Here is a 26459-nt window from a genome sequence, read left to right on the forward strand (position 1 = left end):
CTAGTGTATTGGAAATCTCATCAATGTTATGGTCTTAAATTCGGGGGAAAGGTCATAATATATGCAACTTCCATCATTTTGTCCTCAAAATTTCATCAATCATAAACATTTGCTGCTTACAAAAGTCTCTTTTGCCTGACCAGCATCTTGAACAATGCTCTTATCGGGACCACAGTCTTGACTTAAACAGCCCTTTCTTTGGTAAATGTTCACCGACAGAAGGTTGACACGCATAATTCTGCTGGAATTGGGTAATTCGTCTTTTCGTGCTGGCTTGAAAGAAAAAAGAAGCAAAAGACACCCAATATTAACTAAAACAAGAAACAAAGACATCCAATATTAACTGTAGTTTGCTGAAAACTGAGATATTCAATATCAGAAAGTGTTTCACAGCGGAGAAAATGCCGGGATAGCAGGGGAGTGCTGTAAAGTCGGCGTACAGCGCTGTACAACCTGCTCCAGCGCCCATTCAGTGGTTAACCTTGAGCACTAAATGCAGTGAGTGGACATGACCGCAAAGGGGCACAGAACAATGGCGAATGCTACTGCCAGTTTCAATCGATGCGATTCAACCCAGTCTTGACTGTGTTCGTAGCTATTGCCTGAATAATCATCAATCCCGGATAAAAAGGTGCGGCGTACGCAAGGTGGCAAACTCTTCGGGAATGAATTATGAATTTGAACATTTTTTGCTGGGCAGAAGGGCAGCTAGAACAGGTTGATTCTACCCTTGGTTTTCCTTTCCTTAAACTGCGGTTTTTCTGCCGTTATTCGGGTTGAGCGGGGGCCTTGGATAACACTTGCTGCGGCGAATGTTGCTGCAGATATTGCTGGTAAGTGTCTTCGCCCCAGGCCAGCAGTTGCCCATCTTCGAATAGCAGTGGGGTGCATTCATCTTTGGTGGTCTTGCCGTCTGATTTACTGTGATGGGTGCGGTAAAAGAGAACCTGCAGCGAATGACCATGGGTTTGCTTGGCTTCGCTGAAGTCGGCTTTGCCCAGGGTTTGGGTGACTTCTGCCAGTGTTTGCCCCAGTTGCAGCTCGGAAACCATAGACTGGTTATAGGCTTGCCTGTCTTCCCAGCTCATGTCTTCCGGTTTGGGCTCGTAGAAGAGAATGACCACGGCAACAAAGGCCAGATAGGCGATAAAGATGCTGCCGATAACTACGGGTGCCTTACTTTTCATGCTGTTATTCCGTTTTATTGCTCAACCTGGGTTCACTCCAGAGCAAGACGGCTCACTCTGTATTGAGTGATATAAGATACTCGCGATAGCTCCAATGTAAACAGTATGTTTGTAATATGTTTTGTCTGTGCGCGATTATTGCCCGGCTGCCAGGCCGGGCAAAGGTCACAGAACACCTGGTTTAGATGGTGAAGCCAAAGCCCATGTCCCATTCCAGCAGCGGCACCAGATGTAACCCGCTGGCATTGAGTGCTATGAGTCTCTCAGCCACGGACTCATGTACTATGTAGATAGATCTCATGCCTTTGACTTCGAACATCCGTCGTTTGGTAAAAGGGATGGCCAGCAGTTTGTCGGCATCCAGGCGAATATTGATGGCGGAAACCGAGTCGTCCGCTTGCCGGCGGATAGATTGGCTGTTGTCAAAGTCATAGACTGCGAGGCTGTTGTCGAGCATTACGGCTCAATAGAGGTGTTCGCTCTCATCGGCAGGGCAGTAGCAGACAGGCAACAGCTGCAGCCGGTAGATGTCAAGATAGTCGAGCTCTCGTTTTATGGCATTCGTTACCATAGGCATACCGTCGAGATCCATGGCGTCAATCAGGGGAATATTTCCCTCCTCATCGGCCGGCGATTCGGCATAGATGGGCTCGCGCGACGAGGTAGGCCCCCGGTAAATAAGATAATGCTCTCTACTGCAGACGGTATAAGGGGGATGGCATATCACCGCTGCCACAATACAGGACAAAATACTCGTTGTTGATATGAATCATGTCCCCCGGTTTCTTCCTTGGCGTTATTCGCTCCAGCGCACCCAGACATCTTTCAAATTGGCCGCGGTCAGCTTGTCCATTACGCTGTTGTGTACCAGCAGGAAGGAGGGGTCTTGGTCAAGTTTGAACAATAATCGCTGCTCAAGCGGAATGGCTGCCAATTTGGCCGGATCCAGCACCGGGGTTCGTATCGCGTCGATGGCGGGCGATTCAGAGTTCCAGATGGTGTGGTCGATATCGAGCACATCATAGCGATTGAAGACATGAAAATAGGCATAGAGCACTTCATCAATGAAATCCAGTTCGTCTACTGTGCCTATGTCTATCTCGGCATACATATCTTCATCCGGCTTGTAGGGGTTTTTAATACGCTCAACCCCGAAAGGCTCCATTGACGAGAGTATGTCGGCGAAAGGTTCAGCGAAGAACAGACGAGGGCACTGGGCAAAATCCACCACCAGATCCGGCCCATATTCCACCGGGCGTTGGGGCGTGTTGGCTTTTATCAGCCAGTTCCGCTCCAGATAGAATTGGCGGCGGTGGAAAATCAGGTAGTCATTCATACTTGTTTACTCCTTTAAACTGCTTTGCCGGGAATGAGCTGGTCAGTTGGAAAAGATTTTAAAAATAACGAGCAGCCGATAAGGCTACCAAGCCTATGTGTGAGCTCGTTTCGCTATTCCTGTGTCTGTTTGGGTGTTGTCTGCTGGGGCTGTATATGTTGCTGCAGATACTGCTGATAAGTGTCTTCCCCCCAGGCCTGGAGCCGGCCATCGGCAAACAGCAGAGGGGTACATTCGTCTTTGGTGGTCTTGCCGTCGGATTTTACATGCTGGGTGCGGTAGAAGAGCACCTGCAGCGACTGGCCATGGGTTTGCATGGCTTCGCTGAAATCGGCTCTACCCAGGGTTTCAATGGTTTGTTCCAGCGTTTGCCCCAGCAGTAACTCAGTGACTTTAGACTGGTTATAGGCTTGCCTGTCTTCCCAGCTCATATCTTCCGGTTTAGGTTCATAGAAGAGGATGACCACGGCAACAAAGACCAGATAGGCGATAAAGATGCTGCCGATAACTACAGGGGCCTTACCTTTCATACAGTTTTCCATTTTATTGCTTAAGTTGAGCTCTTGGAGCCTTGGTTTTCTTTGACTCTATACTGGTTCAAACGAATATTGAGTTCGAGATCCGTGCGCAGTTTTGCCAACCGATAACTGAGGCGGGCCATCTCCTTGCCTTCGGTTAACTTTTTGGCTTGCTTGGCTCCCAAAGTATCGAGCGCATTGTAGACATTGGCCAGGGTGCGAAAGCTTCTGAGCAGTTCGCCGGCCGTCTTGGGACCTATTCCCTGGATGCCGGGGATCTTGTTGCCGCTGTCGCCGCTGAGGGCCATAAAGTCCAGCAGCTGGCTCTGTTCTATGCCGAGTTTTTGCTCCAGTGCGGCAATATCCATGGCGGCGCCATTGAAGTGATCCCACAGCAGCAAACGCGGTAATCTCAGCTGGCAAAAGCCCTTGTCGGTGGAGACGATAATCGCCTCGCCACCGCGCAGGCACAACTTGCTTGCCAGGGTGGCGATAACATCATCGGCTTCCGATAGTGCATTGATGGAGCCAATCCCCGCTTCTGCCAGCGCCTGTTTCAGCGCCGGCAGGCCATCGGCCAATGCCTGGGGCATGGGCTTGCGGCCTTTCTTGTAATCCGGATACAGGCGTTTGCGCCAGGACTCTTCATCGCCGTCCCAGACAATAGCCACATGGGTGGGGCTGTGCTGGCGAATAAGCTTCTGGCAGGCATTGCGGCTGCGCTCGGTCAGCCCTTGCATGTCGGCTTCATCCGGCTGCGCCGCATGCAGGCGGCGCACCAGATTCATACCATCAATAATCAGCAGTCGGTTCATTTCATTATTTGATAACAGGGCACATAGGCGGTACCCGGTAACTTCATTCTTTGTTGGCTGACAAAGGCGCCCAACAGTTTATCCATTAAGGCCATCAGCTCGGGATCGCCCTTGAGCTTGAATGGACCATGACGCTCGATGTTTTTCATGGTTTCCGCCTTGACGTTGCCCGCCACTATGCCGGAAAACGCCTTGCGCAAGTTGGCCGCCAGCTCAGCCTTATTGCTCTGGAAGTGCAGGTTAAGGTTTTCCATCACTTCATGAGTGGGCACAAAGGGTAGCTGGAATTCCGGCTCTATCTTGAGGCTCCATTGGTATTGGTAGGCATCACCGGTTTGCTTGCGGTGACGTTTAACCTCTTCCATACCGGCACGCATGATGCGCGCCACCTGGGGGGCGTCGTCTATGATGATTTGGTATTTCTGCTGCGCCTGCTCGCCCAACGTCGCGCCGATAAAGGCATCGATTTCGCGGAAGTAGGCTTCGCTTTCCTTGGGGCCGGAGAGCACCAGCGGGAAAGGAATATCGGCATTTTCGCGGTTGAGCAAAATGCCAAGCAGGTAGAGCAGCTCTTCAGCGGTGCCGGCGCCGCCGGGGAAGATGACGATACCGTGCCCCAGGCGCACAAAGGCCTCCAGGCGTTTTTCGATGTCCGGCAGAATCACCAGTTCATTGACTATCTGGTTGGGTGGCTCGGCGGCGATAATGCTCGGCTCGGTCAGGCCTATGTAACGGGCGTTATGAATACGCTGCTTGGCGTGGCCGATTGCGGCGCCCTTCATTGGCCCTTTCATGGCTCCCGGACCGCAGCCGGTACAGATATCCAGCATTCTCAGCCCCAACTGGTAGCCCACCTCTTTGGTGTATTTGTACTCGGTGTCGTTTATCGAGTGGCCGCCCCAGCAGACTACCACATTGGGATCCTGCATCGGGGTAATGGCTCTGGCGTTTCTCAGAATGTCGAACACCACGTTGGTGATATGGCTGGCGTTGGTGAGGTTGATGTGTTTCAGGCCATCGTACTTGTTGCTGACATAGATGATGTCCCTGAGCACGGCAAACAGGTGCTCCTGAATGCCGACTATGATCTGCTCATCGACAAAGGCGCTGGCCGGCGGGTTAACCAGCTCCAGCTTGATGCCACGCTCACGGCGCAGCACGTTGATTTCAAAGTCATGGAATTGGTCAAACAGTTCCTTGGCGTTGTCAGTTTGCTGCCCCGAGGCCAATACGGCTAACGAGCAGTTACGGTAGAGTTGGTAAAGGTCACTCTTGGCACTCTGTTTGAGGCGGTCTGCCTCCAGTTGCGACAGTTGATCCATACTGCCGCGGGGACTGATCCTGACTATCATGACGACTCCTTGAGCTGAAACAGGAGTCATTGCTGTCAATCTATAATGACTCTGTCACGGCTTTCATGTTTGGCTTTGTAGAGGGCCGCATCGGCGCGTTCGAAAGTTTCCTGGATGTGTTCGCCATCCAATATCTGCGCGGCCCCTATGGATACTGTAACTGTAATACGCTGATTTTTAAATTTAAAAGGAATATTTTTAATTTTTTCGCGCACTCTGTTCAATAGTTGTTCTATATCCTTGGGTGAAACATCCGGAATGATGAGAACAAACTCCTCACCGCCATAACGGGCAACAAACTCAGTGTCACGCAGGGAGTTCTTCAACGCCATGGCGATAACCTGCAGTGTCTTGTCACCTGTGGTATGGCCAAAGCTGTCGTTGATGGACTTGAAGTGATCTATGTCGGCTACCGCCAGCCACAGTGGCTGTTTGTTGCGCTGGAAGTGGCGGTATTCCTGCTCCATCCGCTCCTCCATGGCCGCGCGGTTGGGCAGCTGGGTGAGGGTATCGAGCATATTGAGCTTCTGCTGCTCGAACAACCTTTCCTTATAGGTGGTGGCTTCACTGGAGAGGTCGCTCAGCTCTTTACGCATGGTTTCCATCGACTTGCGCAGCAAGGCTTGCTCTCTTTGCTCCAGCGCTTCCTTGCGGGCCAGGCTGGCGCGAATGGCGGCCAGTTGCTCGCTGATCTGCTGCTTGAGCTCGGTAATATCCTCAATATCCACCAATGACTCGCCGACATTGTCTACCTGGGCGTTGAGTTCACGATTCAGTTGGCTCTTGAGCTGATGGCTGCGCTGGGATTGGTTATAAGAGTCGCTGACCACTTCACGCACGGCGCTCAGGGCGTCGTTGAGGGCAAACAGAAACTCCTGTGAGGCGGTTTTTTCGCGGGCTATGTTATCCAAAAGCAGAGAGAGTATGGTTTGATAGGCCTCCAGCAGGGCATCGATATCTATCTCGGCCGAGGCCAGCTGCTCTTTGATTACCAACACCTGGTCACGCTGATCTTTGCGAAACTCTATGTTGGAAATCATCTGCGCCAGCTCGTGACCCAGTTGTCTGTGCTTGGGTAGTACCGCGATGGGGGACTCAGATTCAAACTGGTTGTCCAGCAGTTGTTCGTAAAACCCCACCAGTTGCTCGACCTTGGGAATATAATCCCAGACGGTATGGAAAGGTTTGCCCAGCTCCTGCTTGAAATAGCTGACCTCTTTTTTGAGGCGCTCAGGCATGGAGTCGACTCGTTGCAGTTGGCGGCTGAACTTGCTCAGGCTGGAGCGGCCTTCTTCCAGTTGACCCATCACATGGTGGTATTGCCCCTTGAGCAGGCGCTCTACCTCGACCAGATCCGGCAACACATCATCGATACGCTCGTAGGTTCCCAGGTTATGTCTGAGCTTGGCCAGTTTATTGTCCAGCTCCAGGTTTTGCCCCTTACAGGCCAGACTGAGGTGACCAATAAACTGCAGCAACGCCTGCAGCTTGGCATTTCTGTCCTCATTCATTTCATCCAACGCGGCTTTGGTGGAATGCAATTTCTGCTTGAGTACACCTAGTTGCGACACCGTTGCGTTTGAGTCCTTCATTCCTGTAATTTTCCTTCGATGCGCGATCGAATCTATAGTCGGGTCATGAGTGGCTCGAAAACCCCACGACTCCAGTTCCAGACACTTCTAAATGGTATCGCAATCCGGCAGGAGTGCAAATCTGCCATCCAGTTGTTGTGACAAAGTTTTGTCGTTCAGATCAAATTATTGACACAGGTTCGGCTCTGGACTGCTGTTGTGACTCCGGCCAGCAGATCTTATCTTTCTCACCATTGGTCTCCACTCTTATCAGGCCGCGGATAATACTCTTTTGCAATTGCAGATAGAGCGGGGCCGAGAAAATGGCGGCCGGGGTGAAGTCCAAAGTACTGAAACCGACATAACTGCCTTGGCTGTTTTTCAGGCTGATGGCACCAGCAAGGGCCAATTGCGCCGTTTCAAACAGGACTTCCACCGACAGCTTGATATCCGGGTTACCCAGGAGCGGCAGCGGAATATAACCCAGCGCCGGTTTGAGCATCTGCCCCTGGAATTGCCAGGCACTGAGCCGGTGGTAAAGTTTGGCTGGGCCCGTGTCTTCGGCAAGGGTCAGGGCAAATAGGCCGGGTCTGAGCAGGAATACCTTGGCGCCGGTGAGGGCGGCAATCTCCTCGGCTTGCTGCACCAGTCTCGGCGCCGCGAGGCTGTTGCCCAAGGTGAAGTCAGAGTTGAATTCCTGCTCCAGAGACAATAGCGCCAGGCCTTTGGTTTTACTTGAAATACTGCCAAGCAAGGCACGATAGCCGGGCAGGCCGCTCATGGGCTCCAGTTGCATTTTCGCCTTTTGAGCCTGGTTCTTTTTCGCCATTTGTTTGCGCAATCTATACTGCTGCATCGCCAATGCCAGCAACAGCAGGCAGAGCCCCAGGCTGATTGCCAGCAGAATATTACGGGTATGCAGCGCGTCTTGTCTTTGCAGTTGATCTTGCCTGAGTTGGCCCACTTCCAGTTTCAGCTTCTGCTCTGTGACGGCGGATGAATTAACGTCCGAGGTGGTTTGCTGCTCTTTTTCCAACATGGCCTGTTGCAGTTGGATGCTTTCCTCCTGGCTTGCCAGTGCCTGCTGAAACTTACCCTGCGCCTTGTAGGCCGCGGTTTGGTAGCCAAGGGCTTCTATCTGCTCATCCGGCAATTCCAGCAACTTGGCCAGTCGCAAGGCTTCTATGGCGTGCTGCATGGTCAAAGGCCAATCCTCCATGGCCTGGCCCACCTCGGCTATCAGCATTTCGTTATAAACCAGGTAGTGGTTGCTCTTTCTGTCCTTGAATATTTCGTTGGCCTGGAACAGGTAGTCGAGCGCGACCTGATAGTCGTTCAAATGGAAATAAGCCTCACCCAGATTGTGGAAGTTAAGCCCCTGAGCGATGAAGTTCTTCAGCTCGGCATCTATCTGCTGGGCATTGAGGTAGTAGTCAATCGCCTTGTTCCACTCGCCTGTGTTGCCATACACCATGGCGATAACCGTCATGGTATGGGACAGGAAAGAGCCGGAACCCATGGCTTTATAAGCGTCGGCGGCGCCGTGGGCGTATTCCAGCGCTTCATCCCACTGTTCCATGTCCCGGTACAGCTTGGCCAGGTTAAGCTGCAGCAGTGCCTTTTGATTGGGATGGTTGTAACGGCTGGCCAAACGGAAGGCCTCGGTATAGTGCTGCAGCGACTTGGTGCGCTGGCCGTTGATATTGTAATACTTGCCCAAAGCCGCTTCGGCATTGGCTATCAGGTAGTCATTGCGCAGCCGGTAGGCGGTATCTCTGAGCAGGTTGTAGGCGTTCAGAGACGGAATAGTCTGTTTGGCTATCAGGTTAACTGTACCCAGATCTTCGTAGATAACATACCTGAGCAGTTGGCTGCGTTTGTCCTGGGCATCGCCCAACTGCTCGAGCGCCTGCTGGTTGAGGGCGACGGTTTGTTCATACTGTTGGTCGACCCGGCCGAGATAACGGCCTTCAAGATTATAGAGGGCAGCTTTTTCATAGTCGCTGCGGGCGATGATCTTCAACTGCTCAATGATATCTTGTGCCTGCTCCAGCCGCCCGGGAACCAGCACTTGGGCATCCAGATCCAGCCGAGCCAGCAGAATGAGTTTGTCCATCAGCTGATCCGGGGCAAAACCCACTTCCAATGCGCTGGACTGAAACTGTTCAAGCGAAGGATATTGCAACGACTCGGGCAGAGAACTGACCACAGTGCTGTGGAGCTGCCTGGGCTGCTCCCTGAAACTTATCTCTATATCATCCAGTTCGTCGGCGTGCGCCAGACCCACAAGCAGCATGGATGCGATGAACATAACCCTGAAAAAGTACATATATTTGCCTCTGTCCCATTCTGCGGGGACTTAATTGTTAGCTTTTATTAGCAACGGGTGAGGTGACCGCCCCGAATTGTTATACTCGGCCGATTTTATAACAACAATGACATAAGAAGGAATTACGAGTGAAATCCGCTGTTTTGTCAATCATATCTTACTCTTCCCTACTGACAACACTGGGCATGGCATCTTCAGCCTGGGCTGACGTCGATTATCAGATAGATCTTAAAAGCCCGGAACATCATCTGGCTCAGGTCAAGGTCACTTTCCCGCAACATTCAGGGCAACAGCTCAAGGTCAATCTGCCGGTTTGGCGTACCGGCAAGTATCGGGTATTGCCGCTGGCGGACGGGGTTCGCCGCTTTCATGCCACGGACGAGCAGGGCAACAGCCTGCCTTGGAAGCGCAGTGCCAGCGGTGAATGGACAGTGGTTTTGTCCAAGCCAACAGCGGTCACCGTCAGCTATCAACTCTATGCCAACGAATTGGGGCAAAGAGTCAGGCATATTGATGCCAGCCATGCGTTTCTGGATGCCAGCGGCGTATTCATGTACAGCCCAGAGTTTCGCCAAGAGCCGCTTAAGGTAACACTGGATGTGCCGGCCGACTGGCGCAGTTACTCAGGAATGGCAGCGGCGGATAAGCCCCATTCGTTTGTGGCTGCCAACTATGATGTATTGGTCGACTCGCCAATTGAAACCGGGCTCAGTCAGCACCGCGCCTTCAAGGCCGATGGCAAACAATATGAGCTGGTGGTCTGGGGTGAGGGTAACTATGATTTGGAGCAGATAGAAGCCGATCTCGGTAAGTTATCCGGTACGGCGGCGGCCATTTGGGATGACTATCCCTTTGAGCGTTATGTTTATATGGTGCACGCCACCTCGGGGGCCCGCGGCGCCACCGAGCATTTGAACTCAACCATTATCCAGCTGCCGAGATTCAACTTCCGTGAGCGCCAGGATTACCTGCGTTTTATCAGCACGGCTTCCCATGAGTTTATTCATACCTGGAACGTCAAGGCCTATCGCCCTGAGGGACTGGTGCCCTACGACTATCAGCAGGAGAATATGACCGAGCTTTTATGGATGGCGGAAGGCTCTACCAGTTATTTTCAAAACCAGTTGTTGCTGCGTGCCGGGATCATGACGCCGAAAGAGTTTATGGAGGACCTGGCCAAGCGGGTCAATGCCAATCAGCATAAACCGGGGCGGGAAATTCAGTCGGTGGCCGAGGCCAGTGCCGGTCAGTGGGTCAGCACAGGCGGCGATTACGCCATCAACCACAGTGTGAACATCTATTCCGAAGGTTATCTGACTTCGCTGGCACTGGACTTTTCACTGCTGCAGGACACAGATAAAGAGGTGTCCTACCGGGATGTGCACCGGAGTCTCTATCGTGAGCATAAGGTCCCCAAGGGATACAATGTCACGGATGTGAAACGTATTTTGAAAAACTTATCCGGCAAGGACTATGAGTCTTGGTGGCAGAGCCATGTCAATGCCCCCTTGGTGCTGGACTTTGACAAACTGCTGAGTCAGGCAGGGCTTAAGACCGCCTACGGCCAAGACAGTAAGGAGCAGGCCTTTGCCGGTATGACACTCATTTCCGGCTCTTTGGTGTTGCAAAGTGTTGAGCGCGGTGGTCCGGCTTGGCAGGCGGGCATAGTCGCCGGCGATCAGTTGCTGGCTATCAATGGCTTGAAAGTCAGCGCCGAAGGTTACGCCAAACGTTTGGCCGACTTTAACGCGGGTGATGAGTTGACTGTGACCCTGTTCCACGACGATAAGCTCATAGAGCGGCGTGTGACTCTGGCTTCAGAGCAATCCGGCAAGCTGCAAATTAAGCCTAAGGAAAGAGTGAGCCGCGCCCAGAAAGCCTTCTTCAAGGCCTGGCTCGGCATAGACTGGCCGTTTGACGCTCAGGGTAACTATAAGTCCTGAGTCTGATTGTCCCGAAAACGCCGGCGCATCTTCACTTGCGCCGGTGTTTTTTTATGGCGCTTATTTTATCTCAGCGCAGGGGACTTCTGCTCGGGAACTTGCTGACAGAAGCCGAGGCAGACCTAGGCTCAGTAATCCCAGTAGCGCAATCAGCATGGCAATCCAGATGGGGGCATAGAGGTTGGCTCCCCGGGCGAGCGCATAGCCGCTGATAAAACTGCCTCCCATGACACCCAGGGTGATAACCGAAGTATGCACAGTATTAACCAGTGCCCGGCTGCCCTGGGGAAGCTGCATCAGACGGCTCACCATGGCGGGGTTCATGCTGACACCGCTGAAACCTATTCCCAGTACCGCCACCGCTGCCAATAGTGGGTACTCACTGCCTTGGGCCAGCAGCAACAGGAATAATGCCTGCAGCAGCAATCCCAGCGCCTGGAGTGTTAAGTCGTTGCGGCCACAGAAGCGGGACACCAAATGATTGCCCAGCAACATACTCAAGCCATAACCAAAGAGTAACAGGGTGATAGTCTGACTACTGAAACCCGCCAGCTCGGACAGAATGGGGACAAAATAGCTGAACGCAGCATAAGTGGTACCGATAATACAGAAACTGGTGGCATAGATGGCCCAGAGTCTGGCGCTGGCAAAAGCCTTGAGTTCCTCCTTGAGTGGCAGTGGCGGCTGGGAAGGCAGTGAAGGCAAGAAGCGAACACTGAGCAGTGCGGCCATTAAGCCGCAGAGCCAGACCAGAAAGAACCCAGTGCGCCAACCAAAATACTCGGCACTGAGGCTGGCCATAGGCAGGCCCAATATAGTGCCGAGCATGATCCCGGCCAAGAGCACTGCGATGGCGCGCATTTTTTGCGCTTCGGATACCAGCTCGCCGACTCGGCCGACCGTGATCCCAAAGAAAGCGCCTGCGGCTGCGCCTATGATGATCCGGGTGACCACAAGCAGCCAATAGTCCTGCGCCATAATCGCAACCCCTTGGGCCAGTAAAAACAGACTGTAGAGAATGAGCAAGGCCTGTTTCGGCGGCCGGCCGGATAGGCAGAGGGTTAACACGGGACCGGCCAGCGCCATGGCGCCGGCGTAGAAGGAGACCAGATAACCCACTTCGGAAACCGACAGGGAAAGTGAGGCGGACAACTGTGGCATCATTCCGAGCACCTGCAGCTCGCAGCTGATAAGGCTGAATATACCCAGTGCCAGCAGATAGATAGAAAAAGGCAGTGACTTTGACATGATTTTTTAGCTGAAAGATTTAAGGTGGTTGCAGTATTACTTATGATTTAAGTTTGATAAATTTCATAAATTCCTTTTAGAAATGAATAAAGTCATGGATCTTAATGCGGTGCGTCAATTTATCAAGGTGGCGGAATGTCTGAGCTTTACCGAAGCCGCGGTGCAGTTGGGACTGACTCAGTCGGGACTGTCCCGGGCTGTTAGTCGCCTGGAGCAACAACTGGGAGTCAGACTACTGCACAGAAATACCCGTAGCCTGAGCCTCACCCCAGATGGACAACTGTTTCTCGCCCGCTGCGCGCCACTGGTTTCCGGGTTAGAAGAAGCCAGGATTTCGCTGCAGGAGAATCTTTGTCTGCCCAAGGGATTGCTGAAGATCAGTGCCCCATCGGCCTTTGGTCGAGTCGTGGTATTACCCATAGTGTCAGGTCTGTTGGCCCGTTACCCTGAGCTCAAGATAGAGATGGAACTGACCGACAGGTTGGTGGATCTGGTTGATGAAGGATTCGATGCCGTCATCCGCACGGGTGAAATCAAGGACTCACGCCTGATTGCCAGACCGCTGAAGGCACTTGAATGGGCGACCTTGGCTTCGCCCGGGTATCTTGCCTCTCACGGTACACCCGATACGCCCGCCGCGCTGAGGCAGCATAACTGTTTGCGGGTGCGAAGTCCGCTGAGCGGTAAACCTGTCAGTTGGCGTTTCAGTGAAGGTGGCAGTCAACAGGAGTATGATTTTGACGGCAACCTGATACTCGATCACGGTGACCCTTTGCTGGAAGCGGCCTGCCTGGACACGGGAGTGGTACAACTGATGCGCTATTTTGTTGATGATGCACTGCAGCAAGGCAAATTGCAGGAAATCCTCCCAACCTATGCACCTCGTCCTCATCCTCTTTTTCTGGTTTATCAACCCTCAAGGCAGCACTCTGCCAAACTCGAAGTGTTGCGGCAGGCACTGCTCGACCAGTGGGGCGGTTAGCTGGAGACAGAAAAGGCGCCATCAGGCGCCTTTTTACTTGGAGATAGCGATTACAGGCTGTCTTCAACGCCGCCCAAGGCGTCGACCAGTGCCAGCATCAGCGCAACCACTTCGCTGCTCATCAGCTCAAAGTCGGCGTCCAGTTTGGCCAGCGGATCCTCACCGGCAACATCATCGGTGGCGGCGCGGAACTCTTCCGAGAACTTGAGGCGACGCAGTCCGGCATCGGATTGCAGCACAAAGGCGATGGACTGACCGAAGTGCAGTGCCAGTTTATGCACCTGCTTGCCAGTTTCCAGGTGAGCCAGTACTTCCTCTTCGCCCAGATCCTGCTGCTTGAAGCGCACGGTTGCGCCATCATCGGCGGCAGACTTGAGCTCGGCTTCATCCTGAATGGTGAAGGGGGCAGGGGCATTGCCTTGCTTGAGCCATTCGGTCATTTGCACTTCAATCGGTGTCTTGGTGCTCATTGGTACCACAGGCAGGCTGCCGAGCGCCTTACGCAGCAAGGCCAGCAGTTCTTCGGCCTTGGCGGCGCTGGAGCTGTCTACCAGGATCAGTTGCTCATCCAGCAGCAACAGTGCCTTGATTTGGCTGCGACGGGAGAAGGCTCTTGGCAACAAAGTGGTGGTGATTTCATCCTTGAGCGCATCTTTCTCTTTCTTGGTCAGCTTGCGGTTTTCTTCCTCTTCCAGCAGCGACACCTTTTCTTCCAGCGCTTCTTTGATGACCTGAGAAGGCAGCAGCTTCTCCTCTTTGGTGGCACAGATAAGGTGGCGGTTGTTGGCGCTGTGAACCAGGGTGTGCCCCAGTTTGCCCAAAGCCTTGGAAAAACCGAACTTGCTGATGTCCTGACTGGAGCAGGGAGAGAAGGTGAAGCCCTCAAGGGCCGTCTCCAGTGCCTCTATATCGGTGGAAAATGGTTTGTTGAAACGATATACGGTGAGATTTTTAAACCACATGACAGGCGCTCTTTGAAAAATAAAGCCGCAGTGTAAGGCATGAATTCCTCTAGGTAAACCCGCCCTGCTAGCACAGATTTTTTCGCTCTGGGCAGATTTAACCAAAATGTCATATAGCCCTTTGCTTGCCGCGAGGCCCCGTGGTGATGGGCTTTTACCGGTGGCAGGGCAGGTCTTTGATGCCAATGAAGCCAACAGGTTAAAAGATGAAATAAAACTGCAACAGACTCGTTGCACACTTTCGCTCGTTCCAAACCAATAACCAAGACGAAGAGAACGTCGAAAGGAATTAATGATGAACGCATTTTGCAAAACACTACTCGCTTCAGCTATCGCTTCAGTCTCTCTGGCCTCTGCCCACGCAGCCGAGCCGCTGACCGTTTACGGCAAGCTGAATGTTACTGTTCAGTCCAACGACGAGGCCGGTGCTGACGATTCTGAAACCACGGTTCAGAGCAATGCCTCTCGTTTTGGCGTGAAGGGCGAATTCGATCTGGGTAACAACCTGGCAGCATTCTATACAGTGGAATACGAAGTAGACACAGGCGATGATGCCAAAGACAACTTCCTGGCCCGTAACCAGTTTGTTGGTTTGAAAGGTAACTTCGGTGCCATCTCTGTGGGTCGTAACGACACCATGCTGAAAGTGTCTCAAGGTAAAGTGGACCAGTTCAACGACTTGTCAGGCGACCTCAAGAGCCTGTTCAAGGGTGAAAACCGTATCGAGCAAACAGTGACTTACCTGTCGCCTTCATTCGGTGGTTTTAAAGTCGGTGCCACTTACGCTGCCGAAGCCGCCAAGTCACAAGACGGTGAAGATGGTTTCTCTGTTGCCGCCATGTACGGTGACAAGGATCTGAAAAAGAGCGCAGTATTCGCCTCTGTTGCCTACGACTCTGAAGTTAAGGGCTACGATGTTCTGCGCGCCACAGTACAGGCCAAGCTGGCCAACTTCATCCTGGGCGGTATGTACCAGCAGGAAGAAAAGTCAGTAGACGGTGACAGCAAGAACGGTTACCTGCTGAGTGCGGCTTACAAGATTGACGCAGTGACCCTCAAAGGTCAGTGGCAGGACATGGAAGACAAGGGTGATTCCTGGTCTATCGGTGCCGACTACAAGCTGGGTAAGCCTACCAAGCTGTTTGCCTTCTACACCAATCGCTCCATGGAAGATATGGACGATGATGACAAGTACATAGGTGTTGGTTTGGAACACAAGTTCTAAACGACCACAGCTGCAGCGAAGGAGGCCTTGGGCCTCCTTTTTGTTTGCACTGTTTGTAGGCAGGAGGCGTATGGAGGTAGCTCTTTGTCGCGCTGCTGTTGGCTTTTGCCTCCGGCCTTTGCGGATGAATCCAGCCAACTCAGCCGAACGGCTCTTGGACGTGTTCCTGCAGTGTGAAAACAGTAGTCTGGAAATTGTGTCAGTGCCGTATCCCTGAAAGATAATTCGTGCCCGGCCTAACAGGGAGCCGCGGCAGTACTTGGTTAAGTTAAGGCTAACTTATTGTTTGTTGTAGACTTGTAATCTAAATTCAGCTGCAGTGAGATTGTTGCTCATGGCGGTCAATAACGGCTCTTTGGTAAGCTTTTCATTCCAGTTTCAAGTGTTTAATCGGGAAAATTGTGACAAAATAGCGGCGTTAAAGGTGTCAGAGTCGGCCCTTTTCATAATTTTGTAATAAAACTGTCCAATAATGGCCACGTGGAAATTCACTGACAGAAACCGTTATGACTGCAAGGATTTTAATAGTAGAAGATGAGTTGGCTATCCGTGAGATGCTGACTTTTGTTATGGAACAACACGGGTACACCACCAGTGCCGCCGAGGACTTTGACTCTGCGCTGGCACTGCTCAAGGAACCTTATCCGGATCTTATTCTGCTGGACTGGATGTTTCCCGGTGGCAGCGGTATTCAGTTTGCCAAGCGATTGAAGCAAGATGAATTTACCCGCCAGATCCCTATTATCATGCTCACCGCCCGCGGCGAGGAAGAGGACAAGGTCAAAGGCCTGGAAGTGGGCGCCGATGACTATATTACCAAGCCGTTTTCCCCCAAGGAGCTGGTGGCACGCATCAAGGCGGTTCTCAGACGCGCCGCGCCAACCCGGCTGGAAGAAACCATAGACGTGCAGGGCCTGACCCTGGATCCTGTCAGCCACAGGGTCACAGTGGGGGATTCTGTGCTGGAGATGGGGCCGACCGAGTTTCGTTTGCTGCACTTCTTTATGACTCACCCGGAACGGGTCTACAGCCGTGAGCAGCTGCTGGACAATGTCTGGGGCACCAATGTCTATGTCGAAGACAGAACCGTGGACGTGCATATTCGTCGCTTAAGGAAAGCCGTGGAGCTGTCCGGGCACGATAAACTGATCCAAACGGTTCGCGGCGCAGGTTACCGCTTCTCTACCCGTATCTAGCGGGGTAACAATGGGCATTGGCCGGGTTTTGCGTTATCTTGTGCAGCCATCGGCCTTTTGCCTGGGCATTTTCTATGTTTGATTCCTATTCGGGTTATCGGCTGTTTTCCCGTTTGATGCTGTACCTGGCGGCTTGTTTGCTGCTTGGGTTGCTGCTTGGTCAGTTGCTCTTGGTACTGTGTCTGGGCGCTTTTCTATTATTGGGTTGGCACTATCGCCAGCTTATCCGGCTCAATTACTGGTTGTGGCGCGATCGCCGCTTAACGCCGCCGCAGGGCAGTGGCAGTTGGGAAGGGGTGTTCAACGGCATCTATCGCCTGCAGGGTAAAAACCGCAAGCGAGTGAGTCAGTTGGCCGGGCTGTTAGGAAGGTTTCGCCAGGGGGCCGAAGCGCTTCCCGATGCGGCCGTGGTACTCGATTCAGAGCACAATATTCTCTGGTGTAACAAGTTGGCGCAGCTGCTGCTTGGCTTTGTCTGGCCGCAGGATAATGGTCAGCGAATAGATAACCTTATCCGGCATCCCGACTTTTCGGCCTATTTGAAAAAGGGTCATTACAAGGATCCGCTGGAGCTGCCGTCCCCGGTTTCGGATAAACGTCTGCTGGAAGTGCGTTTAATGGCTTACGGCGACAGGCAGCTGTTGCTGATTGCCCGGGATATCACCCGGGTTAGGCAACTCGAGGGGATGCGCAAGGAGTTTGTTGCCAATGTCTCCCATGAGCTGAAGACGCCGCTCACTGTGCTGCAGGGGTATCTTGAGATGATGCAGAGCATGGCCGAACCCGACTCCCCCAATGTCAAGGCGCTGGAGCTGATGCAGCAGCAGACAGGCAGGATGCAGTCCATGGTGGAGCAGCTGTTGGCTTTGTCGCGGATTGAAGATGCCGCCGATATCAACCTGGAACACACAGTGGATATGCAGCAGTTGATGACCACCTTAAAAGAGGAGGGTGAAGCGCTCTCCCGTGGTCGCTACCAACTGAGCTTCTATGCCGAACCAGGGCTCAATACCCATGGCAATGAGTTGCAGCTGCGCAGTGCCTGCTCCAATCTATTGTCCAACGCCATACGCTACACAGAGCCGGGCGGCAGTATTGAGGTGCGCTGGCAACGGGTGGCAACCGGCGCCATGTTCAGTGTTAAAGACAGTGGTGAAGGGATTGCACCGCAGCATATCAGTCGCCTGACCGAACGCTTCTATCGGGTCGACAGTGCCCGCTCGCGGCAAACCGGTGGCAGTGGTCTGGGGCTGGCAATAGTGAAACACGCCCTCAGTCATCACCACAGCGAACTCAAGGTGGCCAGTGAGCTTGGCAAGGGCAGTACCTTCAGCTTTGTGATCCCGCAGCATCTGCTGGAGCAGCAAGCTTCCTGACGCGTTTGACTGCATTAACCCTATTAAGGAGCCTTTTGGCTCCTTTTTGCTGTCTAGCGCGAAGAGGTAGGCTTTGTGCACTCTTCCTTAAGCCTGTGGCAAATGGCAATCTCACGGTCATGATTAAGCAAAGGCTATAGGAAACTGTTGGGGCGACATTGTCAATCGAGAGTCCTTTATGCCGAAATGGCTTCAAGGCGTGGCTGGCCGTTATTTTCAGTCCGTTATTTTCGATACCCAGTTACAGCGTATTTATTTTGGCTTGTCATGCAACTGTCATTTTTAAGTCATAGACTTGTCATTGTGGCAATTGATACTGGCTGCGTTTTAGAAACCAAGTTCGGTAAAAACTGGAGCAAATAATGAAATTGAAACAGCTTGTCGGCGCGGTAACCCTTACGGCCGCTGGTGTATTCTCTGCAGCCTCTATGGCTGCTATCGATCAGTCACTGCCAACCTACGAGAAAACAAGTGGTGTTTCCGGTAACTTGTCTTCCGTCGGCTCTGACACTCTGGCCAACATGATGACTCTGTGGGCGGAAGAATTCAAACAGATGTACCCTAACGTCAACATCCAGATCCAGGCTGCCGGTTCTTCAACTGCGCCTCCAGCCCTGACCGAAGGGACTTCTCAGTTCGGCCCAATGAGCCGCAAGATGAAGCCAAACGAAGAAGAAGCGTTTGAAAAGCACTATGGTTACAAGCCTACTGCGATTCGTGTAGCCATCGATGCCCTGGCGGTCTTTGTTCACAAGGACAACCCAATCAAGGGCCTGAGCATAGAGCAGGTTGATGCTATCTTCTCCTCTACCCACAAGTGTGGTGGCAGCGATATCACTCGCTGGGGTGATGCCGGTCTGGACGGAAGCTGGTCTGCCAAAGACATTCAGCTGTACGGCCGTAACTCAGTATCCGGTACTTACGGTTACTTCAAGAAGAAAGCGCTGTGTAAGGGTGACTTCAAAGCCAACGTGAACGAGCAGCCAGGCAGCGCCTCAGTGGTTCAGTCTGTATCTCAGTCGCTGAACGCTATCGGTTACTCAGGCATAGGTTACAAGACTGCCGGTGTTAAAGCCGTGGCTCTGTCCAAGAAGGGCACTGACTATATCGCTGCAACACCAGACAATGCTGCCAGCGGTACTTACCCACTGTCACGCTACCTCTACGTTTACATCAACAAGCACCCAAACAAAGAGCTGTCACCCATGCAGCGCGAGTTTGTCCGCTATGTCCTGTCCAAGCAGGGGCAGCAGGTTGTTGAGAAAGACGGTTATGTTGCACTGCCAAGAAGTGTGATTGCCAAAGACCTGGAGAAGGCTGGTATCCGTCTGTAAGACATACCCCTTCGAAGAAAAGCCCGCATCGCGGGCTTTTTTGCGTTTCAGTCCATAGAAAACAGTGCCGGGGCCCGCTGCTGCATGAACTCGATAAAGAGCTTCACCTTGAGTGGTTGCTGGCTGCGTTGATGATAGAGCAGGGAGATACGCCGTTTTTCTCCTTTCCACTCCGGCAGCAATACCTGCAGCCGGCCGTCTTTCAACTCCTGTTTGCAAAAGAGCTCTGGGCCATAAAGAATCCCGCCGTCATTCAAGGTTGCGCGGATGGCACCGTGGAGATCCGTCAGGGTCAGGTTGGCCGGGCCGTCATAATAGAAGGCATCGCCATCGGGATGGCGCAGCGACCAGTTGAACAGAGGCCAGACCTTGATCACCTTATGTTGATTGAGCTGCTGCGGATGATTGAATACCGGCGCCTTTCGAAGATACCCGGGGGAAGCCACCAGGCGATAATCCAATACCCCGAGAGAGCAGGAGACCCAGGAGGAATCCGGTTGGGTGCCGCCGACTATGGCAACATCTATGCCTTTGTCGATGAGATCCACCACCTCATTGCTTTGGGCGATATGCAGTTTGATATCCGGATAGCACTCGCAAAATTCGTTCAGTGTCTCGATGAATATCATAGAGATAATCGAGATGGGGGCGGCAATTCTCAAGGTGCCTTCGGGCTTGTCGGCGCAGGGGCCGCTGGCCAGGGCATCAAACTGGGCTATCAGTTGCTGATAGCGTTGGAACAACTCCAGTCCCTCTTCGGTCAACCTCAGTTTGCGGGTGGTGCGCATCAGCAGTTGTTTATCCAGCACAGATTCCAGCTTGGCTAGTTTGCGGCTGACGGTGGCCACCGGCATATTCAGTACTTTGGCGGCCTGGGAGAAACTACCGGCATTGACCAGATGTACAAACAAGTAGAGCAGTTGCAGTTCGGGAGCCTGATTGTCACTCATTGCTGTTCCTCAATGTGCCAAGGATATGTTTAAAACGCTTGTCTGCCGATGTCTACGACCATAGCGCAATGGCTGGCAGAAAACGGCTGTGGTAACTTGTCGGCAATCTCTGCCGAACTTAACTTAGCTGTACTGATAAGGGCAGGCAAGATACAGAATTCCCCGCCATTTTCGCAGATCCTCGGCGGGAGTACGACAGCCAAAGTCAGCAAAATGGAAGAAGTATGACTGGAATCATCACTCCGCTGATCTCTGTGTTTGGCATTATGCTCGCAGGTTCACTGGTACAGAAAAGCAAAATCCTGCCGGATGGTACGGACGCCGCCCTCAATCAATATGTTTACTACATAGCTTTTCCGGCCATTATGATGATAGTGCTGGCAAGAACCTCTTTCGAGGAGATCTTCCAGTGGCATTTCATCTTCGGTTTCAGCTTGGCAATGATGCTGACCTACCTGCTGGTGTTGCTAATTTCCGGCTGTTTCAGGGCGGGTCAAGGGGTAGGGGCAATTCGCGCCTTGAATGCCACCTTTGGCAATACCGCCTTTATCGGTATCCCCATGATGATGATAGTCTACCCGGGAAACCAGCTGGCGCTGGCCGCGGCGGCCATTGCCAGCCTGCTGTCTGTGGTGATGTTTGCCGTGGCACTGGTGTCGCTGGAGCTTGCCAGAGATACAGAAAATAAGGCGCATCCCTTGTTGATTATTGTTGAAGCGCTGGCGAAAAACCCGATTGTTATCGGCAGCGCCCTGGGCGTTGCCGTCTCGGCGTCCGGTATGGCTCTGCCGGATGGGATAGAGATGATGATAAGTCAGATAGGCGCCACCTCCAGTCCCTGCGCCCTGTTTGCCATAGGTATGGTGTTGGCCAAGGCGACCCGGGTTCGCGGCGCCACCCGCTTACCTGGGCTTTGGCAGTTGGCTGAGCTCTTTGGCATCAACGCCTGCAAGCTGTTACTGCAACCTCTGCTGGCTTATTTATTCTTGAAAGCCATGGGGATCAGCGGCACCAATCTGCAGATGGGGGTTATTCTTGCGGCCCTGCCTACGGCAGCGAGTGTATACTTACTGGCGCAGCGTTATGACACCAAGGCCGGGGTCAGTGCTCAGGGGATATTAGTGGGCACGCTGATCACCTTTATCAGTTTGCCTTTGATAGCGGCATGGGCCGTCTAGGGAAGAACACAGGGAATAATTAATCGACAGATATTTACTGTATAAAAAATCAGTATATACTGTTTATCAATACAGTGTTTTGGGAATTCATTATGCTTTGCCAACTCAGCATCAATAACTTTGCCATAGTGCGTTTTCTGGAGCTGGACTTCCGTCCGGGAATGACCAGTATTACCGGCGAGACCGGGGCGGGTAAATCCATTGCCATCGATGCCCTGGGGCTTTGTCTCGGCAACCGGGCCGATGCCGCCAGCGTGCGTCCCGGTGCCAGCAAGACGGAAGTCAGTGCCCGTTTCTCTCTGGCGGATGTCCCTCTGGCCAAGCGTTGGCTGGAAGATAATGATCTCGAACTCGAAGATGAATGTATTCTCCGGCGCACCATTGGCAGCGATGGCCGCTCCCGCGCCTATATCAATGGTAACCCTGTGCCGTTGACTCAGCTCAAGGCATTGGGGCCATTGCTGGTGGGGATCCACGGCCAGCATGCCCATCACGCCATGCTCAAGACAGAGCAGCAACTTTACCTGCTGGACAGCTATGCCAATCATAAGCTGTTGCTCGATGGTGTCAGCAGTGCCTATCAGCGTTATCGCCAAATCGAACAGGAACTGCGGCAACTGGTGCTGTCGCAGCAGGAGAGAATTGCCCGCAAGCAGTTACTCAGTTATCAGGTGGAAGAACTCAACGACTTTGCTCTCGGGGAGCATGAGTTTGCCGAAATAGAGCAAGAGCACAAGCGCCTGGCCAACAGCACGGCGCTGATCGAGTCCTGTCAGTTGGCCTTGATGCTGCTCAGTGAGGGCGAAGAGGCCAACATAGAGTCATTGCTGAACCGGGCCGTGCATATCTGTACCGAGCTGGAGAGTGTCGATTCTGAGCTGGCCAATGTTGGCGGCATGCTCAACGATGCCCTGATCCAGGTGCAGGAAAGCAGCAGCGAACTACAGCGCTATCTGGACAAGCTCGAGTTGGACCCCGAACACTTTGCCATGCTGGAGGGGCGACTTTCCAAGGCGATGCAATTGGCGCGCAAGCATCAGGTGATGCCCTCAGAGTTGTATCAACACCATCAGCAGTTGCTGACCGAACTGGGTAGCCTCGACTCAGATGAGCAGAAGCTCGAAGAGATAGAGCAGCAATTGGAAGCCAGCAAACAGAATTACCTGACCCAGGCGCAAAAACTCAGTCAGAGCCGCAGCCGCTATGCCAAAGAGTTGGACAAGTTGGTCACGGCTTCCATCCATGAACTCAATATGCCCAAGGGCAAGTTCAGTATAGCGGTGGAGTTCAGCCCTGAGCAGATGTCGGTCAACGGCAGTGACAGGGTGGAGTTTCTGGTGACTACCAACCCGGGGCAGCCACTGCAAAGTCTGGCCAAGGTGGCCTCTGGGGGTGAGCTTTCCCGTATCGGCCTGGGTATTCAGGTAATAACCGCCCGTAAGGTTGCCACCCCGACACTGATTTTTGACGAGGTGGACGTGGGGATTTCCGGACCAACGGCTGCCGTGGTGGGCCGCATGTTACGCACCCTGGGAGAATCGACCCAGGTATTGTGTGTGACTCATCTGCCGCAGGTGGCAGGTAACGGCCATCAGCATATGTTTGTTGCCAAACATGCCAAGGGCAGTGGTACTGAAACCTCTATGGTGGCACTGGATAAAGAGCAGCGGGTACAGGAGCTGGCTCGGTTGCTTGGCGGCGATACCATCACCAGCAATACCCTGGCCAACGCCCGTGAGCTGCTGAGTAGTTAAGCTCAAGGCAGTTAAGCCTAAGTCAGTTAATCCAAGAACGGCTCCACATGGGCTACCTGTTGTATGCGTCAGATCCGAAACTCAGTGATCCGGACAAGAAGGCGATAGAAAGCGCCCTGGCTCGCAGTAAGGGGGCGGGTAACTTTCGCAATATGTTTATCAATATTCCGGATGGCAAAGAGAAGGGGATCCAGGTGATCCCCATCGGCGACTTTTCTTCCAAAGATCAGTTTGCCAGCGCCAAGAATATCAGTGCCCAGGATGTGTTGACGGCCAACCGCTTTCCGGCCGGGATGGCGGGGATTATTCCCCAGGGCGCGGCAGGGCTTGGTGACCCGCTCAAAACCAATGATGTCTATCAGAGCAACGAGGTGCTGCCGCTGGCGCGTGATATTGTGGAGTTCATCAACAGCGACCCCGAGCTGGCCAAGCTGGGATTACTGAGTGTGCGTGAACCTTAATTGGGTTTCACCCACACCAATCCCTGTGGGATGAAGGGATCGACAACCGGCTGCTCCATTCCAGCGTGGATCCCCAAGTTTGTCAGCGCCACAGCAAACTCGGCATAATGGCCGCGAGTTGTGCCGCTTTCTTCGCCGTAACGGGCGCCATGGTGCCAAATGGCCAAGTTGCGTTTAATACCATCTTCAAAGCTCAACGCATCTTTGTGAATGATCCCCCACAGTGCCAAGTGCAAGGTAAAGTAATTGCTGCGGAAGGTAATTTTTTTACTGGGCTTGGCGGTGTATTCGTCCAGACGTTTTTGGCAATGGACACTGGCTTTATCATGGTCGCCGTTAAACCAGGCTTTTAGGGCATGCACCAAATCATCCGCAGTATCCGGTTTGGGGTTGCCGGGAAACGGCCCTTCCGGGTACAGCAAGCAGGCTTCTTTGGCTAGCGCCAACTCACCGGCAGCCATGGCGCAGTTGAAACAACTGACGACATCAATCGCTTGACTTCCTTCAGATATCTTTTCGCCGATAAACTCCGAGTCAGTAGGATCAAAAGCCATTTTCAGTGGCCGTAACTGATACTCGGCGGCTTTTTTGAAAGCGGCCTTGGCCTCATCAAATTTCTGATTCAATGCATAGGAAATAGCCACTGAGGCTTGATCAAAACTACGACCACAGTAATAACTTTCTTTTTCATGATCCTTGTAAAACCCGGCTTCATCCAAGGCTTTTTTTCGGGCGATGGTTTCCAAATCGATTTCTAGTTCATTGGCAAGCTGTTCTGCCGAGAGTTGGGGAATTTTTTTTGTCATGGTTATTTGTTTCCTTTCAATGCTTTTAATCCATCGGCAAAGGTGCTCTTGACCGTCTCAAACTCAGGGATGGTGAACTCTTGGAGTGCCCCATCTTCTGGGGGTAGCAGGTTACCTGCTTTATCCTGCCAAAAGTAACGTACCTGGCCGGTTTCGGTGTTGGTAAAGATTGCCAGGTGGTTTTTCTGACCATCCTTGTCAAGGATGCTCTGCCACAGCGCCTGCTCTTTTTGCTGATAGGGACCGCCCTTGCGGTTGGATGCTTGACCGACTTTGGGAGCCTTTTTCTTCATCCTTGCCGCCCAGCGTCGATTTTTTTTATTTGATCCTTGTAATTCTCCAAACTGATTGCGACTGAGGCTGGTACTATCGCTGTTGTAACCTTTGTGCTCAATCTCAACCAAGCCGCGTTTTTTACAATCCATCATATTGTCGCAGCCGTGATAACGGTGGATAAAGCCCTCATTTTGCTTTAGTCCCAAGTCCTTGTATACCTGCTCGGCACCATATTGCCCCAGGGCTTCACTCAGGGCATTGGGGGATTTGGTGTTGATTTGGGATAGGATTTTACCGGCTTCTTCTTTGAACTCGGCCAAGTCAGTGACAAGCTTCTTGCGATTGGTGGCAGCCTCAAGCACCAATAGTGCGGCTTCATAACCGACAAACGATTGTACAGCTTCCGCTCCGGCCAACTGATTATCCGCAAGTGGCAGGGTTGGATTACCCCGATAGCGTTCACCTAATTCTTCCGGAGTCAGGATTTGGCCTGTCGCTTCATCTTTAGCTTGAATGATCCCTTTATCGGCTAGCCACTCGGCTTGCGATGCGCGTTGCTCGTCAATGTAATCATTAATGACCTGTTTAGCACCGCCCATCATGGCATTAATGGCTTGGGTTATCCCGGTTTCTTTCAGCTCAGCTGGGGCTTCCGGTACCGAGGTAATGTCCGGCTCGACAATGGGGGCTGGGGCTTTGGCATAGTTGCCATGCCCGAACTGAGGCCTGGGAGGCAAACGCTTGACACGTTCCCTGAAAGTGGTCGATACAAAAGGGCTGATATCACCAAAGAACTGTATGCTGCCGAAGTCATCGTCTCTGTCACCCAACAGGAAAAAGTCACCGCTTTCCAAACGCCAAGCGATGCGACTTAAAGCACTGTCAATTTGATGTTGGCTAGGGGCATAGGAAATGCCGCAATCACTCAGTAGGCTGTCTAAACCAAAGACCGTTTGGTTGAACCCTGGTTGACTGGATAGGGATCTCCGAATGTAGCCAAGAGCCCTTTCTGGTTGGATGATTCTAGGGATATCGTTTTGATAAGCATCACGGTAGTGCACAACTCGCATTTATCTCTCCTTGATAAAAAACCTTCCTGACTTGCAAGCTATCCGAAGAATGTACCACTTTTCTGTAAGACAGTTCTCGTAATTGTCTGGGGTTATTCGATTTTTGCTTTTGCTTCACTTGTTAAAGGCTTACTCTATTTGGTCAATCTCGTCCATTAACGGCAATGGATTTTGTGGGTTAACCAATACAAAATGAACATCATCTATAAACTCAATTTTTAACTTATTGTAATATAGTGATTTTTATTTTTTAGATTGGTTGAGTATTGTAATACTATGATTTTGCTAGTAGCAAAATCTAAATGGAGTTTTAAATGGCATACTTAGAATACATTGAAGATGAACGCTTGATTTCTCTTGTAAGTGAAGTGCTTACAAATGGGTTAGCAAGTAAGCGAGACGCAGAAAAGAAGTTTCATCGGAATGTTATTGATCCGTTTACAACGCTGTTTGACGCGGCCATATCAGGATTTGATCATGCAACCTGGAAAGAGGCTGAAACTGTGCGTCAGTACCAAAAAACACTGTCGAACAGTATCGGCAACCTTCATCAAAAAATCCTTGGGCATGTAAATGGGTGGGAGGATCTT

Annotated in this window: 24 protein-coding genes; 10 read left to right on the forward strand and 14 right to left on the reverse strand. The window is 52.3% G+C overall.

Features of this window, described 5'->3' with window-relative positions:
* Positions 1-767 precede the first annotated feature (767 nt).
* The 9 genes from ON072_RS19220 to ON072_RS19260 all read right to left on the reverse strand — a co-directional run bounded on the left by ON072_RS19220 (position 768) and on the right by ON072_RS19260 (position 9108).
* Positions 768-1187: a DUF3192 domain-containing protein gene (locus tag ON072_RS19220; RefSeq protein WP_025889106.1), complete on the reverse strand. Its 420-nt coding sequence runs from the start codon at positions 1185-1187 to the stop codon at positions 768-770.
* Positions 1188-1368: 181 nt separating this feature from the next.
* A complete protein-coding gene (locus tag ON072_RS19225; protein ID WP_274626148.1) occupies positions 1369-1644 on the reverse strand; it encodes a hypothetical protein in 276 nt (91 codons plus the stop codon).
* Positions 1645-1650: 6 nt separating this feature from the next.
* Entirely contained in the window at positions 1651-1935 is a 285-nt protein-coding gene (locus ON072_RS19230) for a hypothetical protein (RefSeq protein WP_208137268.1), read from the reverse strand.
* A 48-nt stretch (positions 1936-1983) separates the two neighbouring features.
* Positions 1984-2523: a hypothetical protein gene (locus tag ON072_RS19235; protein ID WP_071239256.1), complete on the reverse strand. Its 540-nt coding sequence runs from the start codon at positions 2521-2523 to the stop codon at positions 1984-1986.
* A gap of 113 nt (positions 2524-2636) precedes the next feature.
* A complete protein-coding gene (locus ON072_RS19240; protein WP_101059837.1) occupies positions 2637-3053 on the reverse strand; it encodes a DUF3192 domain-containing protein in 417 nt (138 codons plus the stop codon).
* A 20-nt stretch (positions 3054-3073) separates the two neighbouring features.
* The gene (gene xni, locus ON072_RS19245; protein ID WP_071239254.1) at positions 3074-3856 is read right to left on the reverse strand and encodes a flap endonuclease Xni; all 783 of its coding nucleotides are present in this window, start codon (positions 3854-3856) and stop codon (positions 3074-3076) included.
* Positions 3853-5208, reverse strand: coding sequence for a nucleotide 5'-monophosphate nucleosidase PpnN (gene ppnN / locus ON072_RS19250; RefSeq protein ID WP_025011997.1), 1356 nt, complete (start codon positions 5206-5208; stop codon positions 3853-3855). Before ppnN ends, xni begins: the two co-directional genes overlap by 4 nt.
* 35 nt (positions 5209-5243) lie before the next feature.
* Positions 5244-6800, reverse strand: coding sequence for a GGDEF domain-containing protein (locus ON072_RS19255; protein WP_025889111.1), 1557 nt, complete (start codon positions 6798-6800; stop codon positions 5244-5246).
* Between the two features lie 160 nt (positions 6801-6960).
* Positions 6961-9108 carry a tetratricopeptide repeat protein gene (locus ON072_RS19260; protein ID WP_274626149.1) on the reverse strand — a complete coding sequence of 716 codons (2148 nt, stop codon included), beginning with the start codon at positions 9106-9108 and terminating at the stop codon, positions 6961-6963.
* A 128-nt stretch (positions 9109-9236) separates the two neighbouring features.
* Here ON072_RS19260 and ON072_RS19265 point away from each other — a divergent pair, with 128 nt between their 5' ends.
* Complete coding sequence (locus ON072_RS19265) at positions 9237-11051, forward strand: M61 family metallopeptidase (protein ID WP_446741086.1); 1815 nt, start codon at positions 9237-9239, stop codon at positions 11049-11051.
* 60 nt (positions 11052-11111) lie between these two features.
* Here the strand turns inward: ON072_RS19265 and ON072_RS19270 are convergent, their stop codons facing one another.
* Complete coding sequence (locus ON072_RS19270; protein ID WP_107005296.1) at positions 11112-12299, reverse strand: MFS transporter; 1188 nt, start codon at positions 12297-12299, stop codon at positions 11112-11114.
* A gap of 94 nt (positions 12300-12393) precedes the next feature.
* Between ON072_RS19270 and ON072_RS19275 the strand changes: the two genes are divergently transcribed.
* Complete coding sequence (locus tag ON072_RS19275; RefSeq protein ID WP_107005297.1) at positions 12394-13281, forward strand: LysR family transcriptional regulator; 888 nt, start codon at positions 12394-12396, stop codon at positions 13279-13281.
* A 50-nt stretch (positions 13282-13331) separates the two neighbouring features.
* Here the strand turns inward: ON072_RS19275 and rdgC are convergent, their stop codons facing one another.
* Complete coding sequence (gene rdgC, locus ON072_RS19280) at positions 13332-14243, reverse strand: recombination-associated protein RdgC (protein WP_107005298.1); 912 nt, start codon at positions 14241-14243, stop codon at positions 13332-13334.
* A 292-nt stretch (positions 14244-14535) separates the two neighbouring features.
* Here rdgC and ON072_RS19285 point away from each other — a divergent pair, with 292 nt between their 5' ends.
* The 4 genes from ON072_RS19285 to ON072_RS19300 all read left to right on the forward strand — a co-directional run bounded on the left by ON072_RS19285 (position 14536) and on the right by ON072_RS19300 (position 19374).
* Positions 14536-15468, forward strand: a complete 933-nt coding sequence (locus ON072_RS19285) for a porin (RefSeq protein ID WP_025889124.1) — start codon at positions 14536-14538, stop codon at positions 15466-15468.
* Between the two features lie 506 nt (positions 15469-15974).
* Positions 15975-16664, forward strand: coding sequence for a phosphate regulon transcriptional regulator PhoB (gene phoB / locus ON072_RS19290; protein WP_025011640.1), 690 nt, complete (start codon positions 15975-15977; stop codon positions 16662-16664).
* A gap of 74 nt (positions 16665-16738) precedes the next feature.
* The gene (phoR, locus tag ON072_RS19295; RefSeq protein ID WP_107005299.1) at positions 16739-18040 is read left to right on the forward strand and encodes a phosphate regulon sensor histidine kinase PhoR; all 1302 of its coding nucleotides are present in this window, start codon (positions 16739-16741) and stop codon (positions 18038-18040) included.
* Positions 18041-18402: 362 nt separating this feature from the next.
* A complete protein-coding gene (locus ON072_RS19300; protein WP_028781002.1) occupies positions 18403-19374 on the forward strand; it encodes a PstS family phosphate ABC transporter substrate-binding protein in 972 nt (323 codons plus the stop codon).
* Positions 19375-19421: 47 nt separating this feature from the next.
* Here ON072_RS19300 and ON072_RS19305 read toward each other — a convergent pair whose 3' ends face one another.
* Entirely contained in the window at positions 19422-20324 is a 903-nt protein-coding gene (locus tag ON072_RS19305) for a LysR family transcriptional regulator (RefSeq protein WP_144438440.1), read from the reverse strand.
* A 224-nt stretch (positions 20325-20548) separates the two neighbouring features.
* Here ON072_RS19305 and ON072_RS19310 point away from each other — a divergent pair, with 224 nt between their 5' ends.
* The 3 genes from ON072_RS19310 (at position 20549) to ON072_RS19320 (ending at position 23717) form a co-directional block, all read left to right on the forward strand.
* Positions 20549-21502 (forward strand): AEC family transporter, encoded by a 954-nt coding sequence (locus tag ON072_RS19310; protein WP_144438441.1) that lies wholly within the window; start codon positions 20549-20551, stop codon positions 21500-21502.
* A gap of 92 nt (positions 21503-21594) precedes the next feature.
* A complete protein-coding gene (recN, locus tag ON072_RS19315; RefSeq protein ID WP_144438442.1) occupies positions 21595-23256 on the forward strand; it encodes a DNA repair protein RecN in 1662 nt (553 codons plus the stop codon).
* A 47-nt stretch (positions 23257-23303) separates the two neighbouring features.
* Positions 23304-23717: a hypothetical protein gene (locus tag ON072_RS19320; protein WP_274626151.1), complete on the forward strand. Its 414-nt coding sequence runs from the start codon at positions 23304-23306 to the stop codon at positions 23715-23717.
* On the opposite strand, the gene ON072_RS19325 is transcribed toward ON072_RS19320, so the two are convergent.
* Together ON072_RS19325 and ON072_RS19330 are read right to left on the reverse strand one after the other, a co-directional pair.
* Positions 23714-24523 carry a hypothetical protein gene (locus ON072_RS19325; RefSeq protein WP_274626152.1) on the reverse strand — a complete coding sequence of 270 codons (810 nt, stop codon included), beginning with the start codon at positions 24521-24523 and terminating at the stop codon, positions 23714-23716. The genes ON072_RS19320 and ON072_RS19325 overlap by 4 nt on opposite strands.
* Positions 24524-24525: 2 nt before the next feature.
* On the reverse strand, positions 24526-25860 hold the full coding sequence (locus tag ON072_RS19330; RefSeq protein WP_274626153.1) for a hypothetical protein: 1335 nt from the start codon (positions 25858-25860) through the stop codon (positions 24526-24528).
* A 323-nt stretch (positions 25861-26183) separates the two neighbouring features.
* Here ON072_RS19330 and ON072_RS19335 point away from each other — a divergent pair.
* On the forward strand, positions 26184-26459 hold a 276-nt coding region (locus ON072_RS19335), incomplete at its 3' end, for an Eco47II family restriction endonuclease (RefSeq protein ID WP_274626154.1).

The sequence above is a fragment of the Shewanella sp. K8 genome (assembly GCF_028823715.1).
GTDB lineage: Bacteria > Pseudomonadota > Gammaproteobacteria > Enterobacterales > Shewanellaceae > Shewanella > Shewanella algae.